The organism is Nocardia sp. NPDC058518 (assembly GCF_042719655.1).
Classification (GTDB): Bacteria; Actinomycetota; Actinomycetes; order Mycobacteriales; family Mycobacteriaceae; genus Nocardia.
This window is the reverse complement of the sequence record NZ_JBHXNJ010000023.1, coordinates 29,517-52,907: the sequence shown is the minus strand read 5'-3', so window position 1 is coordinate 52,907 and position 23,391 is coordinate 29,517. Positions and strand designations below refer to the sequence as shown.

At 69.6% G+C, this 23,391-nt stretch carries 21 protein-coding genes; 16 read left to right on the top strand and 5 right to left on the bottom strand.

What is annotated here, in order from left to right; translation table 11 throughout:
* From ACFWPX_RS30425 to ACFWPX_RS30360, 14 genes are all read left to right on the top strand, one after another.
* Window positions 1-1,647, top strand: coding sequence for a bifunctional 3-(3-hydroxy-phenyl)propionate/3-hydroxycinnamic acid hydroxylase (locus ACFWPX_RS30425; RefSeq protein WP_378931249.1), 1,647 nt, complete (start codon window positions 1-3; stop codon window positions 1,645-1,647).
* Window positions 1,604-2,575: a 3-carboxyethylcatechol 2,3-dioxygenase gene (locus ACFWPX_RS30420; protein WP_378931247.1), complete on the top strand. Its 972-nt coding sequence runs from the start codon at window positions 1,604-1,606 to the stop codon at window positions 2,573-2,575. Before ACFWPX_RS30425 ends, ACFWPX_RS30420 begins: the two co-directional genes overlap by 44 nt.
* Entirely contained in the window at window positions 2,572-4,329 is a 1,758-nt protein-coding gene (locus tag ACFWPX_RS30415; RefSeq protein WP_378931246.1) for an FAD-binding protein, read from the top strand. The genes ACFWPX_RS30420 and ACFWPX_RS30415 overlap by 4 nt, the downstream gene beginning before the upstream one ends.
* On the top strand, window positions 4,326-5,651 hold the full coding sequence (locus ACFWPX_RS30410) for an LLM class flavin-dependent oxidoreductase (RefSeq protein ID WP_378931244.1): 1,326 nt from the start codon (window positions 4,326-4,328) through the stop codon (window positions 5,649-5,651). Before ACFWPX_RS30415 ends, ACFWPX_RS30410 begins: the two co-directional genes overlap by 4 nt.
* Before the next feature lie 4 nt (window positions 5,652-5,655).
* Entirely contained in the window at window positions 5,656-6,495 is an 840-nt protein-coding gene (locus tag ACFWPX_RS30405) for a coniferyl-alcohol dehydrogenase (protein ID WP_378931242.1), read from the top strand.
* Window positions 6,496-6,514: 19 nt separating this feature from the next.
* Window positions 6,515-7,504, top strand: coding sequence for a cyclase family protein (locus ACFWPX_RS30400; RefSeq protein ID WP_378931240.1), 990 nt, complete (start codon window positions 6,515-6,517; stop codon window positions 7,502-7,504).
* Window positions 7,505-7,519: 15 nt separating this feature from the next.
* Window positions 7,520-8,134: an NADPH-dependent FMN reductase gene (locus ACFWPX_RS30395; protein ID WP_378931238.1), complete on the top strand. Its 615-nt coding sequence runs from the start codon at window positions 7,520-7,522 to the stop codon at window positions 8,132-8,134.
* On the top strand, window positions 8,131-9,333 hold the full coding sequence (locus ACFWPX_RS30390) for a 3,4-dihydroxy-2-butanone-4-phosphate synthase (RefSeq protein WP_378931236.1): 1,203 nt from the start codon (window positions 8,131-8,133) through the stop codon (window positions 9,331-9,333). Before ACFWPX_RS30395 ends, ACFWPX_RS30390 begins: the two co-directional genes overlap by 4 nt.
* Complete coding sequence (locus tag ACFWPX_RS30385) at window positions 9,333-10,196, top strand: alpha/beta fold hydrolase (RefSeq protein ID WP_378931357.1); 864 nt, start codon at window positions 9,333-9,335, stop codon at window positions 10,194-10,196. The genes ACFWPX_RS30390 and ACFWPX_RS30385 overlap by 1 nt, the downstream gene beginning before the upstream one ends.
* Before the next feature lie 22 nt (window positions 10,197-10,218).
* Window positions 10,219-11,046, top strand: a complete 828-nt coding sequence (locus ACFWPX_RS30380) for an SDR family NAD(P)-dependent oxidoreductase (RefSeq protein ID WP_378931234.1) — start codon at window positions 10,219-10,221, stop codon at window positions 11,044-11,046.
* Window positions 11,043-12,236, top strand: a complete 1,194-nt coding sequence (locus ACFWPX_RS30375; RefSeq protein ID WP_378931231.1) for an NAD(P)/FAD-dependent oxidoreductase — start codon at window positions 11,043-11,045, stop codon at window positions 12,234-12,236. Before ACFWPX_RS30380 ends, ACFWPX_RS30375 begins: the two co-directional genes overlap by 4 nt.
* Window positions 12,233-12,427, top strand: a complete 195-nt coding sequence (locus ACFWPX_RS30370) for a ferredoxin (RefSeq protein WP_378931229.1) — start codon at window positions 12,233-12,235, stop codon at window positions 12,425-12,427. The genes ACFWPX_RS30375 and ACFWPX_RS30370 overlap by 4 nt, the downstream gene beginning before the upstream one ends.
* A gap of 99 nt (window positions 12,428-12,526) precedes the next feature.
* Window positions 12,527-13,708: a cytochrome P450 gene (locus ACFWPX_RS30365; protein ID WP_378931354.1), complete on the top strand. Its 1,182-nt coding sequence runs from the start codon at window positions 12,527-12,529 to the stop codon at window positions 13,706-13,708.
* 34 nt (window positions 13,709-13,742) lie between these two features.
* Window positions 13,743-14,945: a cytochrome P450 gene (locus ACFWPX_RS30360; RefSeq protein WP_378931227.1), complete on the top strand. Its 1,203-nt coding sequence runs from the start codon at window positions 13,743-13,745 to the stop codon at window positions 14,943-14,945.
* Between the two features lie 62 nt (window positions 14,946-15,007).
* On the opposite strand, the gene ACFWPX_RS30355 is transcribed toward ACFWPX_RS30360, so the two are convergent.
* From ACFWPX_RS30355 to ACFWPX_RS30335, 5 genes are all read right to left on the bottom strand, one after another.
* The gene (locus tag ACFWPX_RS30355; protein ID WP_378931352.1) at window positions 15,008-17,419 is read right to left on the bottom strand and encodes a CaiB/BaiF CoA transferase family protein; all 2,412 of its coding nucleotides are present in this window, start codon (window positions 17,417-17,419) and stop codon (window positions 15,008-15,010) included.
* Between the two features lie 2 nt (window positions 17,420-17,421).
* On the bottom strand, window positions 17,422-18,381 hold the full coding sequence (locus ACFWPX_RS30350) for an enoyl-CoA hydratase/isomerase family protein (RefSeq protein ID WP_378931225.1): 960 nt from the start codon (window positions 18,379-18,381) through the stop codon (window positions 17,422-17,424).
* Between the two features lie 68 nt (window positions 18,382-18,449).
* On the bottom strand, window positions 18,450-19,574 hold the full coding sequence (locus ACFWPX_RS30345; RefSeq protein WP_378931222.1) for a M24 family metallopeptidase: 1,125 nt from the start codon (window positions 19,572-19,574) through the stop codon (window positions 18,450-18,452).
* Window positions 19,564-20,802 carry a M24 family metallopeptidase gene (locus tag ACFWPX_RS30340; RefSeq protein ID WP_378931220.1) on the bottom strand — a complete coding sequence of 413 codons (1,239 nt, stop codon included), beginning with the start codon at window positions 20,800-20,802 and terminating at the stop codon, window positions 19,564-19,566. The genes ACFWPX_RS30345 and ACFWPX_RS30340 overlap by 11 nt, the downstream gene beginning before the upstream one ends.
* A gap of 1 nt (window position 20,803) precedes the next feature.
* Complete coding sequence (locus ACFWPX_RS30335; RefSeq protein WP_378931218.1) at window positions 20,804-21,973, bottom strand: amidohydrolase family protein; 1,170 nt, start codon at window positions 21,971-21,973, stop codon at window positions 20,804-20,806.
* A gap of 220 nt (window positions 21,974-22,193) precedes the next feature.
* Between ACFWPX_RS30335 and ACFWPX_RS30330 the strand changes: the two genes are divergently transcribed.
* Entirely contained in the window at window positions 22,194-22,799 is a 606-nt protein-coding gene (locus tag ACFWPX_RS30330) for a TetR/AcrR family transcriptional regulator (protein ID WP_378931216.1), read from the top strand.
* Window positions 22,796-23,302, top strand: coding sequence for a hypothetical protein (locus tag ACFWPX_RS30325; RefSeq protein WP_378931214.1), 507 nt, complete (start codon window positions 22,796-22,798; stop codon window positions 23,300-23,302). Before ACFWPX_RS30330 ends, ACFWPX_RS30325 begins: the two co-directional genes overlap by 4 nt.
* Window positions 23,303-23,391 lie beyond the last annotated feature (89 nt).

Here is a 23,391-nt window from a genome sequence, read left to right as displayed (position 1 = left end):
ATGGCCGACACCGACGTCCTCATCGTCGGCGCGGGACCGGTCGGCCTGACGCTGGCCAACATCCTGGGCGCCGCCGGCGTGCGCACCCTGGTGGTCGAGGAGCGTGCCACGCTGATCGACTACCCGCGCGGTGTCGGACTCGACGACGAATCGCTGCGCACCTTCCAGTCGATCGGCCTGATCGAGGCGATCCTGCCGCACACCACCCCGAACCAGATCATGCGTTTCGTCGATGCCCGGCGCCGCCTGCTCGCCGAGATCGCGCCGACGGACACCTCGTTCGGCTGGCCCAAGCGCAACGGTTTCGTTCAGCCGCTCGTCGACGCGGAGCTGCTGGCCGGGCTCGACCGGTACCCGTGCGTCGAGGTGCGATGGTCGGCGGCGGTCGGGTCCTGTGCCGACAAGGGCACACACGTCGACGTCGGGATCGTCACCGAGACCGGACCCGATGTCGTCCAGGCCGGGTATGCCGTCGGGTGCGACGGCGGGCGCAGCGTCACCCGCAAGGCGATGGGCGTGAGCTTCGACGGCACCACCTCACCGACCCGGTGGCTGGTGGTCGACATCGCCGCCGACCCGCTCGGCCATCCCAATATCGAGGTCGCCGCCGACCCCGCCCGGCCGAACGTGTCGGTGTCCATCGCACACGGAATCCGCCGCTTCGAGTTCATGATCCACGACGACGAACCCGACGAGCTGGCCGAGGATCCGGCGTTCCTGGCCCGGATGACAGCACCGCTGGTGCCCTATCCCGAGCGCCTCGACATCATCCGCAGGCGCGTCTACACCCACCACTCACGTATCGCGGGCACCTTCCGCGTCGGCCGGATGCTGCTGGCCGGGGACGCCGCGCATCTGATGCCGGTCTGGCAGGGGCAGGGCTACAACAGCGGTATCCGCGACGCGGCGAATCTGGGCTGGAAGCTGGCGGCCGTGGTGACCGGCCGGGCCGACGCAGCCCTGCTCGGCTCCTACGACACCGAACGCCGCACCCACGCCCGCGCCATGATCGACCTGTCCACCTTGGTGGGGCGGGTCATCTCGCCGACCGACCGTCGCGTCGCCGCGATCCGGGACGTCCTCGTGCGGGCCGCGGCGGCGATCCCGCCGGTGCGCAGCTATGTGCTCGGCATGAAGTTCAAGCCGATGCCGCGCTACGAGCGGGGTGCGGTGGTGCACCGCTGGTCGCGGTCGGAGCCGTCACCGGTCGGGACTCTGTTCGTGCAGCCGGTGGTGCGCACCAGGACCCAGCCGGAGGTGCTGCTCGACGAGGTGCTCGGCCCGTGGTTCGCGGTGCTGTGCTGGAACAACAACCCGCGCGCGGTGCTCGGCGACGAGGTGTTCGCGCGCTGGCGGGAATTCGGTGCCCGGTTCGTCGCGGCCCGGCCCGCTACCCAATTGTCCTGGGCAGGACAGGATCACGACGACGTGACCGTCGTCGGTGACCGCACCGGCGCGCTCAAACGCTGGTTCGACGGCCAGGCCGACTCGGTGATCTTCCTGCGCCCGGACCGGGTCGTCGCCGGGTCCTCCATCGCGCAGTTCGCGCCCGAACTCGGCACCGAGCTGCTCGACACCTTCGCCTCGACTCGAGGAGGTCCCGATGCCGCTCGCCGTGTGCTGCGTCTCGCACAGCCCTCTTCTTGATCTGCCAGGGCCGTCACCGGAACTGCGCACCGAGATCGGGGCCGCCCTGGACGACGCCGCCCGCTTCGTGCGCGAGTTCGACCCCGAGCTGGTGGTGACCTTCTCGCCCGACCATTACAACGGCTTCTTCTACCGGACGATGCCCCAATTCTGTCTCGGCACAGCCGCTTCCGGTGTCGGCGACTACGGCACCCACGCCGGACCGCTCGACGTTCCGGCCGCACTGGCGACCGAGCTCGCCGAGGCGGTCCTCGCCGCGGGAATCGACCTGGCGGTGTCGACGGCGATGGATGTCGACCACGGCACCGTGCAACCCCTGGAGCGGCTGCTCGGCGCGGCCACCGCCCGCCCGGTGATCCCGATCTTCGTCAACGCGGTCGCCGTTCCGCTCGGGCCACTGGACCGGGCGCGGGCGCTGGGGGCCGCGGTGGGCGCGTTCCTGTCGACGCTCGACGCGCGGGTCCTGGTCCTCGGATCCGGTGGCCTGTCCCACGATCCGCCGGTGCCGCGCCTGGCCACGGCGACCGGCGCGGTCCGCGACCGGATCGTGCACGGTGGGCCGATGTCGGCCGAGCAGCGCGCCGCACGCAGCGCCGCGGTGGTCGCCGCGGCCCGCGAGTTCGCGGCGGGCGAGGGCACCCTGCAACCACTGAACCCACAGTGGGACAACGAATTCCTGACCCTGCTCGACGAAGGCAGGCTCGCCGAGTTCGCGAGCTGGGACAACGCGGCCATCACCGCCGTCGCGGGCAATTCCGCCCACGAGATCCGCACCTGGGTCGCGGCGTTCGCGGCGCTGGCCCAGCAGGGCCCGTACCGGACACCGGTGCGCTATTACCGGGCCGCTCCCGCGCTCATCGCCGGTTTCGCGGTGCGTGCCGCCGTGCCCGCGGACCCGGACCCCACGACGAAGGAGGGCCGCGCGTGACCGCCGACTCCGCACCGGACCCACAGTCCACCAACACATTCGACGAAGAGGTCGACGTCCTGATCGCCGGCTCCGGCGGCGGCGGGCTCACCGCCGCGCTGAAAGCCGAGGCCGAGGGACTGTCGGTGCTGATCGTCGAGAAGGGCGCCTTCTACGGCGGCTCGACCGCGCTGTCCGGCGGCGGTATCTGGGTGCCCAACGCCCCCGCCCAGCGGCGTGCCGGCTTCGCCCTCGACCCCGACGATGTCGTGGCCTACCTGGAGACGATCACCGAGGGCCTGGTCGATACCGCGCGCCTGCGCGGCTACGTCACCAAGGCCCCCGAGATGATGGAGTTCCTCGAAATCCGCAGCCGCTGGCTGGAATTCGTCTGGAAGCCAGGCTACGCCGACTACTACCCGGAACTGCCCGGCGGCTCCGTCCAGGGCAGCACCATCAACGTTCCGCCCATCGACCTGCGCGAACTCGGCGAGGACGAGAGCACACTACTCGCGCCACTCGCCTTGGCCCCCAAAGGTATCTGGCTGGGGCCCAAAGACTTGCGGCTGTTCTATCAGGTCCGGCAGAACTGGCGTGGCAAAGCGATCCTGCTGAAACTGATCTGGCGGATGGTGCGCGCGCACGTGTTCGGCGACCGCATCGTCACCATCGGCCAGTCCCTGGTGGCACGGCTGCGCCTGGCACTGCGCGAACACGGTGTCCCGCTGTGGCTGAAAGCCCCGATCACCGCCCTGCACATCGAGGACGGCCGGGTCGTCGGCGCGACCGTGGAACGCGACGGCACCCCGGTGCGGATACGGGCCCGGCGCGGGGTGATCCTGGCGACCGGCGGCTTCGACCACGACACGGCCTGGCGTACCACCGAACAGCCTGTCGTGGAACAGGACTGGAGCTTCGGCAACAAGCTCGCCCTCGGCGACGGCATCCGCCTCGGTCGCGAGGCGGGCGGTGACACCGCGCTGATGGACGAGGCCTGGTGGTTCCCGGCGATCCAATGGCCCGACGGCCGGCTGCAGTTCATGCTCAACGAACGGATGATGCCCGCCCAGTTCATGGTCAACGGCGCGGGCGAGCGTTTCATCAACGAGGCCGCGCCCTACATGGACTTCGGCCACGCCATGATCGACGGCCAGAAATCCGGGATCACCCACATCCCGTGCTGGCTGATCACCGACCACCGCTCCTGGAAGCGCTATGTCATCGGCGGTCACCTGCCGCTCCCGAAGATCCCCCTGGCACCGGTACCGACCGGCTACACGATTCCCGCCGCCTGGCTGGCATCGGGCGTCGTCAAAACCGCCGACAGCTGGGCCGCGCTCGCCGCGCAGATCGATGTCTCGGCAGAAGCGTTGCAGTACACGGCGAAGCGCTTCAACAAGCTGGCCGAAGCGGGCCACGACGACGACTTCGGCCGCGGCGACAGCGTCTACGACAACTACTACGGCGATCCCACCCTGCTGAACCCGAATCTGCACCCGATCGGTAAGCCGCCCTACTACGCCTTCCGCGTCATCCTCGGCGACCTCGGCACCTCGGGCGGCTTGCGCACCGACGAGCACGCCAGGGTCCTGCGCGCCGACGGCACCGCGATCGCGGGCCTGTACGCGGTCGGCAACACCGCGGCCGCGGTCATGGGCCGTAGCTACGCGGGCGCGGGCGCGACCATCGGCCCGGCCATGACCTTCGGCTACATCGCCGCCGAGCACATGACGCAGCACCCGGCACCCGCCGACACCTCTGGAGGTACCCGATGAAAATTTCCCTCTTCTACGAATTCGCGCTGCCGCGGCCGTGGACCGACGACGACGAATACCAGATGTTCCAGGACGGTCTGGACGAAGTCGAACTCGCCGACAAGGCAGGCTTCTCCACGGTCTGGCTCACCGAGCACCACTTCCTCGAGGAGTACTGTCACTCCACCGCACCGGAGATGTTCCTGGCCGCCGCGAGCCAGCGCACCGAGAACATCCGCCTCGGCTTCGGCATCATGCACCTCCCGCCGGCGATCAACCACCCCGCCCGCGCCGCCGAACGCGTCGCCACCCTCGACCATCTGTCCAACGGCCGGGTCGAATTCGGCACCGGCGAATCGTCCTCGGTCGGTGAGCTCGGCGGGTTCGCCATCGACCCGGCCGACAAGCGCACCCAGTGGGAAGAGGCGTTGCAGGTCACGGTGCGCTGCATGACCGAGGCGCCGTTCACCGGTTTCAAGGGCAACCACCTCGAGATGCCGGCCCGCAATGTCATCCCCAAGCCGCGCCAGACCCCGCACCCGCCGCTGTGGGTGGCCTGCACCCGGCCCTCCTCGGTACAGATGGCGGCCCGGATGGGTATCGGCGCACTGAGTTTCGCCTACACCGGACCCGAAGCGCTCGGTGAGCGGGTGCGCGGCTACTACCAGGAGTTCGAGGACCACGCGGCGCCGATGGTGCCGCAGATGAACCCGAACATCCTCGCCATCGGCGGTGACCTGTCGATGATGGTCGCCCCCACCGACGAGGAGGCCGTCGAGCGCCTCGGCGTCGGCGGCGGGTTCTTCTCCTATGGGATCATGCACTATTACATGACCGGCATGCACACCCCCGGCCGGACCGAGGTGTGGCAGTCCTACCTCGACGCGGTGAAAGACGACCCGTCCGTCGCCTACGGCCCCGGCCGCGGCGCGATCGGTTCCCCCGACACCGTGCGCGAATTCCTGCGCGGCTACGAGGCCAGCGGCGTCGACGAGATCATCCTGCTGCTCAACCCGCGCAGCCACGAGGCCACCATGGAATCGCTCGAGATCATGGGCAGGGAGGTCCTGCCCGAGTTCATCGAACGCGACAAGATCGCCGTCGCCGCGAAGGCCGAGCGGATGGCGCCGATCCTGGCGAAGGCAGAGGCCCGGCGCGTGCCGATGCCCTCGCCCGCCTTCGACGAGGACTATGCCTTCGGCGGTCTGCCCACCGGTCGCGGCGGGACCTTCACCGCGGGCGAGATCCCCGAGGCGATGGCCGAGATCGAAGAGGGCCAGAAACAGGCCGCGGCCAGGCTCGAAGAGCAGCAGCGACAGCTGGAAGAACGCGGCCGGGCCTGAGGCGATGGAGACCTTCGAGCAGCGATGCCGATTCGACGGGCAGCGGGTGGTGGTCACCGGCTGCGCGTCGGGCATCGGCGCGTGCGTCGCCGCCGAGGTGTCGCGGCTGGGTGCGCGGGTCGTCGGCGTCGACCTGCGCGAACCCGGCCGCGACGACGTGTTCGACGAATTCGTCGCGATGGACCAGGGCGACCCCACCTCCGTCGACGCCGCGCTCACCCGGATCGGGAGCACGGTCGACGCGCTGTTCAATGTGGCGGGGGTGTCCTCGGGCATCGGCGACCCACACCAGGTGGTCGCGGTGAACTTCCTGGGTCTGCGCCAGTTCACCGAGGCGATCGTCGCGGGCATGGCGCCCGGTGCGGCGGTCGTCTCGGTGTCCTCCCTCGCGGCATCGGCCTACCACGAGAACCGGTGGGACACCGCGGGATTGCTCGACACCACCTCGTTCGCCGACGGTTTGGCCTGGTGCGCGCAGCATCCGGGGATCGTCGCCGACGGCGGCGGCTACCGCCTGGCCAAAGAGGCACTGATCCTCTACACGATGCGGCGCTCGGCCGACCTGGCCGCCGCGGGCATCCGGATGAACTGCACCGGGCCCGGCGTCACCGACACCCCGATCCTGGATCAGCTGCGCACCGCCTACGGCTCGCAGTACCTCGACAGCATCCCGAAACCGCTCGGCCGCTCCGCGGATCCGGCCGAGCAGGCCACGGCACTGCTGTTCCTCAACAGCCGCGCGGCCGCCTACATCACCGGCCAGGTGCTGTGGGTCGACGGCGGCACGCTCGCCGCGCGACTGGCGAACGAACTGGCCGGCCCCGCCCCGGCCACCCCGCGATAACTGGAAGGAATCCACCGCCGTGGCAACTCTCACCGATTTCCACTCCCTCGCCGAGCGGGTCCGCAACTGGGGCCGCTGGGGCGCCGACGACGAACTGGGCACCCTGAACTTCATCACCCCGGCCAAGATCGCCGCCGCCGCCGGACTCGTCCGCCACGGCAAGGTCTTCCCGCTCGGGATCGACTTCGGTTCCAGCGGCCCGCAGGGCGCCTTCCAGTTCCGGCAGAACCCCCTGCACGTGATGACCGTCGACGGCGGCGATGCCAAGACGCTGGCCGAATACGGCCCGAAGTGGTTGCGCAACAGCGTCGCAGGCGAACTGAGCAGCTTCTTCGCCGACAATCCGTTCCGCTTCAACGACGACATGATCATCATGCCGCTGCAAGCCGCCACCCAGTGGGACGCGCTGTCGCACGTCTACTACGCCGACCAGCTCTACAACGGATTCCCCGCCGAATCGGTGACCAGCCAGGGCGCCTTCCACTGCGGCATCGACAAGGTCGACGGCAAAGGCATCACCAGCCGTGGCGTGCTGCTGGACCTGGTGCGCTACCGCGGCGCGGACACCTACCTCGCACCGGGCGCGCCCATCACCGCCGACGAACTCGACGAATGCGCCGCCCGCCAGGGCATCACCATCGAATCCGGCGACATCGTGCTGGTGCGCACCGGCTGGTGGGACCGCTACCTCGAGGCCCGCGACGGCGCCGAACCGTATTCGGGCCTGGACTGGACCTGCGCGCTGTGGCTGCACGAACACGAGGTCGCCGCGGTCGCCGCCGACAACCTGATGGTCGAGGACCCGGCCTCCGGCGTCGACGGCACCTTCCTGCCGCTGCACATGCTCTGCCTGCGTGACATGGGCCTGATGCTCGGCGAGTACTGGGACTTCTCCGCGCTGGCCGCCGACTGCGCCGCCGACGGGGTCTACGAATTCCAGCTCGTCGCACCGCCGTTGCGCGTCATCGGCGCGGTCGGGTCACCCCTGAACCCCATTGCGATCAAGTAAGCGAGGTCGAAGACCATGACTGTCAGCACGACGAGCGCGACCGCCGCCACGCCGGTCGCCGACGGACGCCCGTTCGTCGTCGGCATCGGTGGCACCCTGCGCGAGGACTCCTCGACCGAACGCGCGCTGCGGCACTGCCTGGCCGCGGTGGAGCGGCGCGGTGGGCGCACGGCACTGTTCAGTGGGACCGACATCGATCTGCCGATGTACAGCCCGCACGAACCGGACCGCACCCCGCGCGCGGCCGCTCTGGTCGAGGCCCTGCGGCAGGCCGACGCCGTGCTCGTCGGGTCACCCGGCTACCACGGCGGGGTATCCGGCCTGGTGAAGAACGCCCTCGACTACATCGAGGACATGCGCGCCGACACCACCGTGTACCTGGACAACAAGCCGTGGGGCTGCATCACCTGCGCCTACGGGTGGCAGGCCGCGGTCGGCACGCTCGGCCAGCTGCGCGTGATCGGCCACGCCCTGCGCGCCTGGCCGACACCCCTCGGCGTGGCCATCAACTCGGCCGAACCGATCTGGGACGCCGAGGGCGCGCTCACTGATACCGGCATCGAGGCGCAGCTGGACATGCTCGCCGGACAGCTGCTGTCTTTCGTCCCCGCGGGCGGCGGCCTGTCATGAGCGAGAACCGCACGGAGACCGGGCATCTGGCGGTGTCCACCGCCCTGACCGCGCTGCGGGCGGGCCGCATGATCATCGTCGCCGACCCGGCGGCCGAAGGGGTCCGCGGACATCTGGTGCTGGCCGCTGAACACGTCACCGCCGCCGCGATCACCGTGCTGAGCGGTCTGGGCTGCGGTCTTGTGCAGGTCGCCCTGCGTGCCGCCACCCTCGATGCCCTCGCCGTTCCGCCCGCGGATCCGGCGGGCACCAGTCCGGACCGATCCCGCTACCGGGTCTCGGTCGGTCTGGCCGGCGCGGCCGGGATCTGCGCTTCCCAGCGCGCGGCCACCGTGCGCGCCCTCGCCTCGGTCGATGCCCATGCCGCCGAATTCACCAGGCCGGGAAACGTTTTCCCGCTCGGCACCGCCGCCGACGGGGTCCTCGAGGTCCCCGAGATCCCGGAAGCCGCTGTCGATGTCACCGAACTCGCCGGGCTGCGGCCCGCCGGGGTGCTGTGCGAGATCACCGGCGCCGACGGCGAATATCCGACCTGGGTGGAACTGGCCGAACTCGGCCGCGCCCACGGGTTCCCGATGGTCTCGGTCGCCGAGCTGGTCGCCTACCGGCGCCGCGAGCTGTGCCGGGTGACCCGCCACGGTGCCGCGCGTATTCCGGTGCCGCCCGGGGAGTTCCGGGCCATCGGGTTCACCGACGGACTCGACCGCGAACACGTCGCCTTCGTCCACGGCGACCCCGCCCGGGCGAGCGCGCCCCTGGTCCGGCTGCACTTCGAATGCCTCATCGGCGATGTCCTCGGGTCGCGCGCGTGCGGTTGCCGTGACGCGCTGCACGGCGCGATCGCGCGGATCGTGGACGCGGGCTGCGGTGTGCTGATCTATGTGCGCGCCGGTGCCACCGCGATCGGCGACACGCTCCGAGCGAGTGGCCACAGTAGGGAATCCTCTGCGCCGCAGGCACATCCGGTGGGTCACAGTGATCTGCAGTCCGCCTTCGACATCCTCGACGACCTCGGTATGCGGGAGATCCGGCTGCTCACCGAACCCGGCGAGACCCATGCGGTGCCGGGGCAGGTGCACGTCGTCGAACGCGTCCCTGTCGCGGCAGTCGAGCGCGTCACGGCGGTTGAGCCTGTCGACGTCGCGGCGGTCGAGCGCACACCCGTCGCGGATATCGAGCGGGTGGGGCGGGCCTCGTGATCGTCGACTACCGCCGTCTCGTCGTCGACGGACACGAGACCGCCTATCTGGACACCGGTTCCGGCGAACCGGTCGTCCTGCTGCACGGCGGCGAGTTCGGCGCCGACGCCGCACTCGGCTGGGAACACACCGTCGACACGCTCGCCCGGCACCACCGGGTGATCGCCCCGGACATGCTCGGCTACGGCCGTTCGGCAAAGGTCGTCGATTTCACCGACGGGCGCGGGCTGCGCATCCGCCACCTCGCCGCTCTGCTGGCCGTCCTCGGCGTCGACACCGCGCATTTCGTGGGCAACTCGATGGGCGCGATCAACCTGCTGGTCGACCAGACCGCCGCACGGCCACGGCTGCGGGCGCGGAGCCTGGTCGCGATCTGCGGCGGTGGCGACATCCAGCGCAACGAGCACGTCGACGCGCTCTACGACTACGACGCGACCCCCGAGGGCATGCGCCGCATCGTGGCGGCCCTGTTCCATTCGGGCGCCTATCCCGCCGACGTGGGCTACGTCCGGCGCCGCTACGAGTCCAGTGTCGAGCCGGGCGCCTGGGAGGCACTGGCGGCCGCGCGGTTCCGCCGTCCCGGCGCCGACGCGCCGACGACTCCGTCCAGTGATCGCGCCTACCACCGCATCACGGCGCCCACCCTGTTCATCGAAGGGGCAGACGACAAGCTGCTGCCCGCGGGCTGGGCGGGGGAGCTGGCGCAGCGGGTGCCCCGCGGCGCGAGCGCGGTCGTGGCGGACGCGGGCCACTGTCCCCAGCTCGAGCAGCCCGCCGCGGTCAACACATTGCTACTGGATTTCCTTGCTCGCCGAGCCGATTCGGCGGAACAGCCCGCGGGTGCGCCGGTCGTGGCGCGATGACCAGATCAGAGAAGGAGAACGGATGACCGACGAACTGGCAGGCCGGGTCGCCGTCGTGACGGGCGGCGCCTCCGGCATCGGTGGGGCGATCGTCGCGCGCTTCGTCGCCGCGGGCGCCCGGGTGATCGTCGGCGACGTCGACGCCGAACGGGGACGCGCCTCGATCGCGGGCTACGGCACCGCCGCGGTCTTCGAGGAGACCGACGTCGCCGACCCCGAGCAGGTGCGCCGGCTGGTCGACCGCGGTGTCGAGACTTTCGGGCGGCTCGACGTGATGTGCAACAACGCGGGCATTTCCGGGGTGATGCACAAGGACTTCCTGCACGACGACCTGCTCGACTTCCACCGGGTACTCGGGGTGAACCTGCTGGGCGTGATGGCCGGTACCCGCTTCGCCGCCGCGCACATGGCCACGGCCGAGGGCGGGTCGATCATCAATGTGTCCTCGATCGGCGGCATCCAGGCCGGGGGCGGCGTGCAGAGCTACCGCGCCTCCAAGGCCGCGGTCATCCACTTCACCAAATCCGCGGCGATCGAGCTGGCGCAGTACGGGATCCGCGTCAACTGCATCGCCCCCGGCAGCATCCCGACGCCGCTGCTGGCCTCCTCGGCAGACCGGATGCCCAGCGGCGTGAGCGAGAAGTTCACCCGCATGGTCCGCGAGTCCATGCGTGACGACCGTCCACTGCAGCGCGACGGTGAACCCGAGGACGTGGCCGAAGCGGCCGTCTACTTCGGCAGCGATCTGTCCCGCTACGTCACCGGCACCGTCCTGCCGATCGACGGCGGCACCGTGGCGGGTAAACCGCTGCGCCGCCGCAAACCCGCCGAGCAGGGGAGTGCGCGATGAAGCGCGGCACCGATGTGCTGGTGGTCGGCGCGTCGGCGGCGGGCCTTGCCACTGCGGAAGCCCTTCGGCGCGAAGGCTTTCCGGGCCGGATCACCCTGCTCGGCGCCGAACCGCACCTGCCCTACGATCGGCCGCCGCTCTCGAAGCAGATCCTGTCGGGACAGTGGCGTGCCGAACGCACGCTGCTGCGTCCGCCCCGGCTGCTGGCCGGGCTCGACCTCGAACTGATCCTGGGCTCACCAGCACTGGCCCTGGACGCCGCGAACCGGACCGTGCGGGTCGGTGGCGGATCGATCACCGCCGACCACGTGGTGATCGCCACCGGCGCCACGCCGCGAACCCTGCCCGGCCCACCTGGCCTGCGCGGCGTCCACGTCCTGCGCACCCTCGACGACGCGCTCGCTCTGCGAGGCGGACTGAACGACGCCCAGCGGGTGGTTGTCGTCGGAGAGGGCGTCCTCGGCAGCGAGATCGCCGCCACCGCAAGAGAACTCGGCCGCGATGTCACCCTGTGCGGGCCACTGTCCGCACCGATGGCCGGTCAGCTCGGTGACCTGGTGGGCGCTCGGCTCGGCGCGCTGCACCGGGACAACGGTGTGCGCCTCGAACTCGGTGCCGCGGTCGACGGCTTGACCGACCGCAAGGGGGAGGTCACCGGAGTCGCGCTCGCGGGCGGTGCCGTGCTGCCCGCCGACCTGGTCGTCGTGGCGATCGGCGCGGCACCGGTGACCGGCTGGCTCGAAGGCAGCGGCCTGTCGATCCGCGACGGTGTCGTCTGCGACGCGTATTGCCGTGCCGCCGAAGAGATTTACGCCGCGGGCGACGTCGCCCGCTGGCAACACCCGGCGCTCGGCGAGGTCCGGTGGGAGAACCGGACCAACGCCACCGAACAGGCCGCGGTCGTCGCCGCCGCCATCGCGGGCACCCCGCGCCCACACGCGCCGATCTCATACTTCTGGACCGACCAGTTCGGCACGAAGATCCAGGTCCACGGCACGGTGACCCGGGAAGCGACGGCCCAGGTGGTGGACGGCGACCCGGAGGACGGGCGCTTCGTCGTCCGGTACGAGCAGGAGGGCGCGGTGACCGCGGTCCTCGGCTGGAACATGGCCAAACAGGCCAGGATTCGCCGCCAGGAATTGATCGAAGGGCGGGCAGATCCCGTCCCCCAGGAGAGCAGGTCCCGATGAAGGTGACAGTCGACCAGGTCAAGTGCGTGGCCGCGGGCCACTGCGTGATGCACGCCGACGCCGTGTTCGACCAGCGCGACGAGGACGGCATCGTCGTGCTGCTCGACGCCGAGCCACCGGCCGCACTCGCCGACGACGTGCGCAAAGCCGCCGCCGTGTGTCCCGCCATGGCCATCCACATCGAGGAATGATCGCGCGCCCGCGGCTTCGCCGCGGCGCCCACCGAAGGAGACACCGTGTCCGAAACACCGGCAGAGACCACCGCCACCGCGGCAGCACCCGAGTACCCGATGCTCCGTGCGCCGGGCTGCCCGTTCGCGCCGCCCGCCGAGACCTTGCGCCTCGGCCGCGCCGACCCGCTGCACCGCGTCCGGATCTGGGACGGCAGCACCCCCTGGCTGGTCACCGGGTACGCGGAGTACAAGCAGCTCATGTCGGATCCGCGCGTCAGCGTCGACGATCATCGCCCCGGGTTCCCGCACTGGAACGAGGGCATGCTGGCGATCGTCGGCAGCAGGCCGAAATCGGTCTTCACCACCGACGGCACCGAGCACCAGCGCTACCGGCGCATGCTCACCAAACCGTTCACCTTCAAACGCGTCGAAGGACTGCGCCCGGCCATCCAGCAGATCACCGACGAGCACCTGGACCGGCTGCTGGCCGGGCCGAAACCGGCGGACCTGGTCGAAGCGCTCGCCTTGCCGGTGCCGACGCTGATGATCAGCGAGATGCTCGGCGTGCCCTACGACGATCACGAGTTCTTCCAGAAGCACGCCAGCGTCAATGTCGACCGGTTCGCCACCAAGGAGCAAGCCGCCGCCGGCCGCGCCGGGCTGGCGCGCTACCTGGTCGACCTGATCAAGCAGAAGCTCGACGACCCGGCCGAGGATGTGGTCTCCGACATCGCCGAGCGGGTCCGGTCCGGTGAGATCGATATGCGCGAAGCCGCCCAGCTCGGCACCGGCCTGCTGATCGCCGGTCACGAGACCAGCGCCAACATGATCTCCCTCGGTGCCCTCGCGCTGCTGGAGAACCCGGAACAGTTCGCGCTGCTGCGCGACACCGAGGACCCCACGATCGTGACCAACGCGGTCGAGGAGCTGCTGCGGTACCTGAGCATCATCCAGAACGGGCAGCGCCGAATCGCCGTGGCCGACATCGAGATCGCCGGTCAGACGATCCACGCCGGCGACGGCCTGATCTTCGACCTTGCACCGGCGAATTGGGACGAGCGGGAATGGGAAGCACCCGACCGGCTGGATCTGGCCCGGCCCGCGGCACACCATCTCGGCTTCGGATTCGGCCCGCACCAGTGCGTCGGCCAGCAGCTCGCCCGCGCCGAACTGCAGATCGTGTTCCGGACGCTGGTGCGCCGGATTCCGACACTGCGCCTGGCGATTCCGCTCGACGAGGTCGAGTTCAAGCACGACCGGCTGGCCTACGGCCTGTATTCGCTACCCGTCACCTGGTGACGTATCCATTCCTAGTGCCGTGAGGGGCGATCCGATGACTGCCAGTACCACCGACGAGGTGTTCTACGACCCGTACGACGTCGAGCTCAATGCCGACCCGTTCCCGATGTTCAAGCGGCTGCGCGACGAACTTCCCCTGTTCTACAACGAGACCCACGACTTCTACGCGGTATCGCGGTTCGCCGACGTCAATGCCGCGCTGCTCGACAAGGACACCTTCAGCTCGGCGCGCGGCGCCATCCTGGAACTGATCAAGGCGAACATCCCGATTCCACCCGGCGTGCTGATCTTCGAGGACCCACCGGTCCACGACATCCACCGCAGGCTGCTGTCGCGGATGTTCACGCCCCGCAAGATCGCCGCACTCGAGGGACAGATCCGTCAGTTCTGCGCCGACAGCCTCGATCCGCTGATCGGTACCGGCCGGCTCGATTTCGTCGCCGATATCGGCGCGCAGATGCCGATGCGCACGATCGGGCTGCTGCTCGGCATTCCCGAACAGGATCAGGAAGCCATCCGCGACTTCGCCAACGACCAGATGCGCACCGAGGAAGGTCAGCCGATGAAGGCGGCCTCGGAGGGCATGTCCGGCGGTGAACTCTTCGCCGCCTACATCGACTGGCGCGCCGAACACCCCTCCGACGACATCATGACCGAATTGCTCACCGTCGAATTCGAGGACGCGGCGGGCGTCGAACGGCGCCTGACCCGCGAGGAACTGCTCACCTACGTCAATGTCGTCTCCGGCGCGGGCAACGAGACCACCACCCGCCTGATCGGCTGGGCGGGCAAGGTGCTGGCCGAGCATCCCGATCAGCGCAAACAACTGGTCGGCGATCCGGGCCTGATCCCCGCGGCGGTCGAGGAACTGCTGCGATTCCAGCCGCCCGCCCCACATGTGGCGCGCTACGTGACCCGCGACTTCACCCTGCACGACCGGGTGGTCCCGGAAGGCAGTGTGATGATGCTGCTGCTCGGCGCGGCCAACCGCGACGAGCGCCAGTTCGCCCCGGACGGCGACGTCTTCGACATCCACCGCGCCGCCCGCCCACACCTGTCCTTCAGCGCGGGCACGCACTACTGCCTCGGCTCGGCGCTGGCCCGACTCGAAGGGCGGATCGCGCTCGAGGAGATCCTGCGCCGCTTCCCGGAATGGGACGTCGACCTGTCCGCCGCCCGCCTCTCACCCACCTCCACCGTGCGCGGCTGGGAGACCCTGCCCGCAACCACCCGCTGACGGAGCTCACCGCCGAGTCCGGCACTGTTCGCGAGAATCGTTGGCCTGCCCCGAGATCCGGGTCAGGCCAACTGCTTTCGCGGCGCAGGCTGTCCGCCGACTACTCCGGCGGTGATCAGTTCGCTGATCTGGGTGGCGTCCAGACCGAGGCCGGTGAGCACGGTGAGATTGTCCTGGCCGAGCAGCGGCGCGGGCGCGCGATGGAAGCGGTACGGTCCCGCCGAGAAGCGGGCGGGCACCGTGCTGTGCCGGGCGGTTCCGCTGACCGGATGGGCGACGTCCTCGAAGAAGCCGCGGAACGCGAGTTGCGGAATGTCGGTCTGGCGGTGTGGCTGCATCACCTTCGCCACGGGAACCCCTGCGCCCCAGAGGATCCGGACGATCTCGTCGCTGTCGCGGTCGGCGCACCACGCCGCGAGCCTGGCATCGATCTCGGTGTGCCGGGCTCGCCGGCCCGCCGCGCTCGACAGCGCGGGATCCAGCATCCAGAACGGTGTGCCGAGCGCTTCCCGGAGCCTGCGCCACTGCCCGTCGGTGGCGACCGCGACGGCCACCCAGCAGTCCGGGCCACCGAATTCGTCGGTCCCCGCGGCCCGGTACAGATTCTGCGGCGTCGCGACCGGGCCCCGGTTGCCGTCCCGGTGCAGCACCACCCCGTTCGCGGAGTACTCCACCACCTGCTCGGCGGCGACATTGAGCGCGGCTTCCACCATGGCCGCTTCGACCAGGGTGCCCGCGCCGGTGCGGCGCCTGTGGGTCAGGGCCAGCAGCAGCGCGTTGAGTGCGTGCACCCCGGCGTTCGGGTCGCCGATCGAATAGGGCTGCACCGGATTCTCGTCCGGGTGGCCGGTGAGCCAGCTGATGCCCGAGGTGTCCTCGATGACATAGGCGAACGCGGGATTGTCGCGCCACGGCCCGGTCGTCCCGAAACCCGGCATGCGCACCATGATTCCGTCGGGCCGCAGCGCCCGGTAGGCGGGATAGTCCAGCCCGATCTGCGCGAGCACACGCGGGGTGTAGTTCTCGACGACGACATCGCAGCTCGCGGCGAGCCGGGCCAGCAGCGCGCGCCCGCGTTCGTCGGCCAGGTCGAGGGTGATGCTCTTCTTGCCGGTATTGAGCCCGGAGAAGATCGGCGACTTCTCCCACCATCGGTCCTCGCTGACGGGCACGCCCGCGATGAGCCGGGTGCCGTCGAGCCGTGCCGCCGATTCCACATGGATCACCTCGGCGCCGAGCATCGCCAGGTAGTGCGTGCACGACGGACCCGCCCAGAAGGTGGTGAGATCGAGGACCCGCATCCGCTGGAAGGGCAGCTGTTCGGTTGTGCCACTGCGGGTTCGGGAGACACGGTCGGTCGGCGCGCGGAAGTGCTCGGTGTGCTCGCCGAGCCAGGGCGCCGGACCGGGCTCCGGCAGCAGCGGGGGATCGAAACGATATGGCGGACCGGGACGCACGAATCCGTCCCGGGGATCGGTCACGAACGACCCGCGCGCCAGATGATGGTCCATTTTCGGTGCGTTCGCCCCGTCGGCGACCGGTCCGTTGGGAATCCGGAAGGCCGAGGCCAGATCCTGCACCACCTCGACCGTCTGCCCGGCCAGCCAGGCGTAGATCCACGGTGCCTTGGCGGCGGCACGCTCGGTGATCGAGGCGTCGGTGTCCTCGTCGATCCACTCGGGGTGCCCGACCATCGCGCACAGGTCGAACCACTGCTGCACGGTCCCACACCCCACCGAAACCAGGCCGTCGGCGGCGGTCGCGATACCGGGCACACTGCGCTGCCGCCGGGTACGGAACGGACGGCCGAGCGCGTCGTGGAAGGTGACGGGAAAGTAGGTGAGCCCCAGGATCTGGGCTTCGAGAATCGACAGGTCGATCAGTTCACCCGCGCTGCCGCGCAGCCGCGAGGTCAAGGTGGCGACGGAAGCGTGTGCACCGGCGAACCATTCGCCGATCCGTCCGCCGACGGCCACCGGCGCCCGCTCCGGTGCCCCGCGCCCGAGCCCGATGATGCCGCCGGACCAGGCTTGCAGCGTGAACTCCGTGGCCGCCCGGCCCGCCCACGGCCCGTCGAGCCCGAACGGCGTGATCGCGGTGACCACCAGGTGCCGGTGCGCGCGCCGCAGCGCGGTGGGGGACCAGGCGGGATCGTCGGCGATCGGCGAACCGGGTTCCCACACCACGACATCGGCGGCCGCGAGCAGCCCGTCGAACACCGCGCGGTCGGCCGGTGCCCGCACATCGACCACCACGCTGCGCTTGCCCCCGCTGAGGAAGGTGAACAGCGGCCCGTCGCCACCGGGCGCGGGCGGGGTGTGCGAGGCCGACCACCGCCGCAGCGCGGCACCGCGTGGTGGCTCCACGACGACGACCTCGGCGCCGCCGTCGGCGAGCAGTTTGGTGCAGTAGGCCCCCGCGATCCCGGTGGACAGGTCGAGGACCGTCCACCCGGACAGCGGTGCGGCCGGAATACTCACCGGTCTTCCTTGCGCGCTGATTTGCTCAGCCGGAACTCCGGCGGGAAGCGAGCGTCGTTGTCCTTCACCGAGGCGCTGAGCCCGCTGTCGTAGGCATCGCCGAGCATGAGCTCGTCGTCGGCGTGGACGTGCCCGCCCATCGATTCGAAGAACCCGCTCAGCAGGCTGCCCATGTACTCGCCCTGCTGCTGCTTCATGATCTCGAAGAAGACCTTCTGCATGAAGATGGTGTCGGTGGGGCGATTACGGGCGCACGCCAGCGCGTACTTGGCGGTCTCGGCCTCCAGCTCGTCGCGCGGCACCACCTTGTTGAGGAAATCGCAGTCGGCCATCTCCTGCGCGGTGAACGGCCTGCCGGTGAACACCATCTCCTGGAACTTGCGCAAGCCCATGGTCTGCGCCCAGGTCCACATCCGCGGTCCCCAGCCGTAGTAGCGGAACGACGGATGCCCGAAGAGCGCGTCATCGCTGGAGATCACCAGATCGGCGTCGGCGGCCTGATAGAAGTGCCAGCCGTAGCAGTAGCCCTTCACCTCGACGATGCTGATCTTCTTGAACTCCTGCAGGCTCCGGCAGCCTGCCTGGGCGTTGGCATACCACTGGCTGACCGACGCGCCGTGCCGGAACGACCCTGCGGGCGGGTACCGCACGCCCTCCTCGGCGCCGATCTTGTACTCGGCCAGCCGCGGCCCCTGGTCCGGATCCCGCTGTGTGGCAAGGAATTCAGGAAGATCGGCACCGCTGCCGAGATCGTCACCGGCGCCGCGGACGACGAGCACCTTGACCTCGTCGTCGATGCTCGCGCGATGGATCAGGTCGCCGTAGCGCAGCCGGGCCGCGCTGGTCGGGGCGTTGAGATAGCCGGGACGGTCGAAAGTGATGGTGGCGATACGGGTTTCGGGGTCTTTGTCGTAGCGGATGATCTCCTCCGCCGACGGCTGCTCCGGTCCGGGCACGATACGGCTCCTTTGCCTGGACGAGGCGGACCGCCCGGCAGGCGGCCCGCTTCGAAATATGTTGCGGGTCAGTGCGGCCAGTGCGGCGCGTCGGTGAGCACCTCGGCGCCGTCGGTGGTGATCAGGACCGCGTCACGGCCGAAGACCGCACCGACGCCGGGCTCCCAGACATAGCTGGTGACCGACAGCACCATGCCTGGTTCGAGTCGTTCGGCCTCGGCGGTCCGCCGCAACAGCGACGAGACGACCGGGGCGTCGAAGCCCATGCCCAGTCCGCGGGCCACCGGCATCGGCGGCAGCGATTCCCCGGCGAGGTCGTAGGCGGTGAGCAGATCGGCGGCCACCGCGCCCGGGCGACAGGCTTCGACGAGCCTGTCCCACAGCACATCCCAGCGCCGGTAGAGCGCACGCACCCCGGCATCGCCCACACCGTCGGCCGGCCAGGTGCGGCCGACCTCACCGATGTAGCCCTCGCCGAGAATGCCCGCCGAGAACGCCACCAGATCACCGGCACGCGCACGTCGTTCCGCGCCGGCCCGCCGCCACGGATGCGCTCGCGAGGTCACCCACGCCGAATCCTGCGAGGCGGGCGTACTGATCCCGCCCGCGGCCATGGCCTCGAGCAGGATCCCGATCAGCGACTGCTCGCTCACGCCCGGCGCGAGCGCGGCCACCGACGCCGCCAGACCGGTCTGCGCGACGGCGAGTGCACGGCGCAACGCGAGGATCTCCTCGGGCGTCTTGATCCGCCGTGCCGCGCTCATCGCCGGCTCCCCGTCGACGAGTTCGGCCTGCGGGAACGCCTCTGGCAGCAGCTGGGCGAAGGTCGGCGACATGGCGTCGGTGCCGACCCGCCGGGCCGTGCTCGCGCCATCGATACGCCGCAGCACCTCGATGGTGGTCAGCGGATTCCATGCCAGGCCGTAGAGATTGTCGTGCGGGATGTCCTCGGGAATGCCCTCGTCCCAGGTGCTGAGCAGATGCACCGCGCCGGTGTCGCGCACCAGGGTGGCGACGGGGCCGAAGGGCCGGGTTCCCGCCACCCACAGCTGCGGGGCGCCCGCCACATAGCGGGCATTGGCCTGCCTGCCCAGGACGAGGATGTCGAGATCGTCGGCATGCATCTGTGCCAGTGCGCGAGCGCGCCGTCCATGCCGCAGGGCGCGCTCGTCGGGCAGGATCTCAGTACCCATACGGGTCGTATGGGTAGTCGGTGAGGGGCGAAAAGCCCTGGTCGGTGATCACAACGATCTCCTCGCTTCGATATCCGCCGGTGCCGTCCTCCCAGACGACCGGTTCGAGCACCAGCACCATCCCGGGTTCGAACACGAAGTTCTCGTCGTACTCCGCGCCGAGATCGGTGCCGATCATCGGCATCTCGGCAGCACTGACGCCGATGCCGTGACCGAGATAGAAATGCGGCAGCCAGGGTTTGACGCCGCCGTTGGCCGCGATCGCGGCCCGGGTGAGATCGGCGGCGCTCGCACCGGCGCGGGTGACCTCGAGTACCGCCGTGATGATCTCGTGCCAGCGCTCGAACTGGCGTTGCTGCCGCGCGTTCGGGGCGTCGCCCACGATCCAGGTGCGGCCGAAGTCCGAGCAGTAGCCGCCGTAGGTGATGCTGACATCGGTCCACAGCACGTCACCGGCCGCGAGGGCGCGCTCGGTGGTGAGCAGCGGCAACGCCAGGTCGCCGTGGGTGGTCCACACGCCCTCGGCTTTGGACTGCGGCATCACCTGCCAGATGGCGTCGAGCATGTTCGCGGTGGCGCCGAGTTCGAAAGCGCGCCGGACGAATCGGGCCGACAGGTCGATCTGGCGCCGCCCCGGTGCGAGGTCGGCCTGCACCTCGGCGATGGCCTTCTCGGTGATCCGGTTGGCGATCCGCATGCACGAGATCTCATCCGGTGTCTTGATCAGTTTGGCCGCCCCGACGACCAGCGCGGCGTCGGTCGGAGCGCCACCGGGAAACAGTGCGGTCTGCGCCCGGCGCATCGCACCGGTGCACTCGTCGACCGCGACGGTGGACCCAGCCGGAACGAGCTCGGCGAGCACGCGCGCGAAAGTGTCCACGCCCTCGTCGAATTCGAGGTAGACGGGTCCGTGCAGGTGATCGGCGGGCAGTTCGGCCTCGTCGGAGGTGCCCTCCCGGAACGGCAGGAACAGATGTGGCCACGGATCACCGGCCACCACCACGGCGACGGGACGCTCGACATGTGAGAGCCCGGCATCGCCGAGCGGCCAGTTCGCGCCCGTGGCATAGGCGACATTGGTGTTGTTGAGCAGGACCAGCGCGTCGACACCGCGAGCGGCCATCGCCGCGCGCAACCGGGCGCCGGTCTCGCGCCGCATCCGCGCCCGGTCGGGGACATCGGGGATCTCGAAGGCCGCGGACCGCGCGGCCGTGCCGGACACCGTCATCTCAGACGCCCAGGAAATCGCGGATATTGCCGCTGACGATCCGGGCCGCCGCCGCGGGCCCGACCGCCGCGACGACCGCGGCAAGGGACTGCTCGGAATAGCCGAAGGTGCTCTCGTTGTGCGGGTAGTCCGAGGACCACATCACCCGGTCGATCCCGATCTGATCGACGAGCGAGAGCCCGAGTGGGTCGACCATGAACGAGGCGCGCATGTGGTTGTCCCAGTAGTGCCGGATGTCGTGTTCCACCGGTCGGTCCAGCATGTGCTGGAAGGAGGCGAGCATGTGCTCGGCATCCTGGATGGCCGCGGGCACCCAGTTCACGCCGCCCTCGAACCAGCCGATGCTCAGCCCGGGATGGCGGTCGATGATGCCGCTGAAGAGATACTTGGAGAACAGTTCCCGGAACGGCGCGACATTGTGCATCATGCCGACCGCGACACTGTTGACCTCGCACGGTGCCGACAGCGGCGACTCACCGATGTGGTGGGAGACCGGGACGCCGGACTCCTCGATGGCATCCCACACCGGGATCATCGCGGTGCTGCCGTAGTCGATGACCACGCCGTCGTCGTCCTTGCCCGCCGACAGCGGCAGCAGGAAAGTCTTGAGTCCCAGCGACTTCAGCTCGTCCAAGGTGCGGCGCGCGCCCTCGGCGTCCCACCAGTTGATCAGGCCGACACCGTAGAAGCTGCCACCGGACTGCTCCTGGAGCTCGGCGATATAGGCGTTGTAGACGCGGAAACAGAGCTCGCGGATCTCCTTGTCCGGGTAGAACAGCAGCGCGAGCAGCGCATTGGGAAACGCCAGTTCCCTGGCGATACCGTCGGCGCGCAGATCGGCGCCGCGGGCGGTCAGATTGGCGCTGCCGGACCCTTCGAGGGGGTCGTACTGCATGAGTACGTGGCTGAAATCGCCGGGCAGGAACGACTTTCCCTTGCGGCCGAGCTGATAGGCGCCGTCCTCGTACCAGACCCGGGGTGCGCGGTCCTTGAGGTTCTCCGGGAATCGCTCGTAGAAGATGTCGTGCGCCAGCGAGATGTGGTTGTCGGCGGAGAAGACCTCCGTGCCCGCGGGCAGCCCGAGGGTGCCGGCCGCCTTGCCGCGCCGGTCCTTGGGCGGGCCGAATCCGCCGGGTGGGTACAGCGGGGCGCTACTACTGGGAACCGGCATCCTGCCCTCCAATGTGATTCTCCTAATGCGGAAATAACGTTATCACAGGTGGAGAGCCAATCGGTCAGCACTTTTCGTATGAACGCGATTCCATCCACCCGGCCGCGCAAGAACGCTATTCTCGTCAGTGGACCGGATCGAGAGGGGATGAGACCCTTGTCACACCGAGCCAACCAACCTACTGTGTGTTCACTAGGTTTTGTCGAACAGGGTGCCGCGCATGACTTCTCCCCGTCCTTACGCCTCGCTACTAGCCAAGGGAGAGGATCGCCGCCAGCGGATCGTGACTGTTGCCCAGCGTCTGCTCACCCGCAACGGCTGGCGCAACACGAGTCTGGCGATGATCGCGCGTGAGGCCGGGGTGAGCCCGGCGGGGTTGCTGCACCACTTCACCTCGAAGAACCAGCTGCTGCATGCGGTGCTCGATGCCCGCGATGCCGACGACCTGCAGCAGGCGGACCTGCGCGGGGACCTGATCGCCGAGATCGAGAAGGTCGCCGAGCGCATCCAGCGCTCTCCCGAACTGGTCGGCACTTTCGCGGTCCTGCTCGTGGAGAACCTCCAGCCCGAGGCTCCGCTGCACGACCGGATGCTGGACAGATGGAACCTGGCCGTCGGCATCGTCACGGCGCTCATCCGCCACAACCAGGAAATCGGCCGCTACCGTGCCGATTTCGATCCCGGGATCCGGGCGGTGGAGATCGTCGCTTTCATCAATGGAATGGAGATCTCATGGCTGCTCGATCATTCGATACCCCTGACCGAGGTGTTCGCCGAGTACACGAGGTCGCTGACACGCGACTTCGCCCCGGACCCTCTGCGATGAGGTATCGCCTCGACGTCGTGGCGACCAGTGTGGTCGATGTCGTCGAGCATGCCGGGGGCTGGCTGTTCGATCGCGCCGTCGCGGGCTGGGATGTGTCGGTGCTCGTCGCCGAGATCTCCGATGCCCGACCGCTACGCATCCTCGGTGCGGAACTGGTCGACCTGCACCAGGTGCTCTCCGCGCACGGGCAGGGCCGCAGACCGCACGCACTGGCGATCGCGGGCGACGTGTGCTGTCGCGACTCCCGCGCGCACCGCGGTGTGGTCTCGGCCCTGCGCGACGGGGGAGTGGAAGTCGTTGTCTGGGGCGATGATTGGTCCTCACCACCCGAGCATCGGGTCGATCCGGTGGTGCACCGGCTCAGTGTGGCCGCGCGGGCGTTCAAGGCGCAGGCGCTGACCGCGGCCCGGTTGCCCGCCGACTCGGTCGCCGCGACCGAGGTCTTCCGCAGCGGGGTGTCGATGTTCCCGCCCATCGGGGCGGATCTGAGCCCGGTCGGCTGAATCGTCGAAGCCGCCGGGGGGGCCCCGGGGGGGGGGGGGGGACGGGCGGGGGGGCGGGGGGATGGGGGTTGTTATGGCGTGGGGTTTTT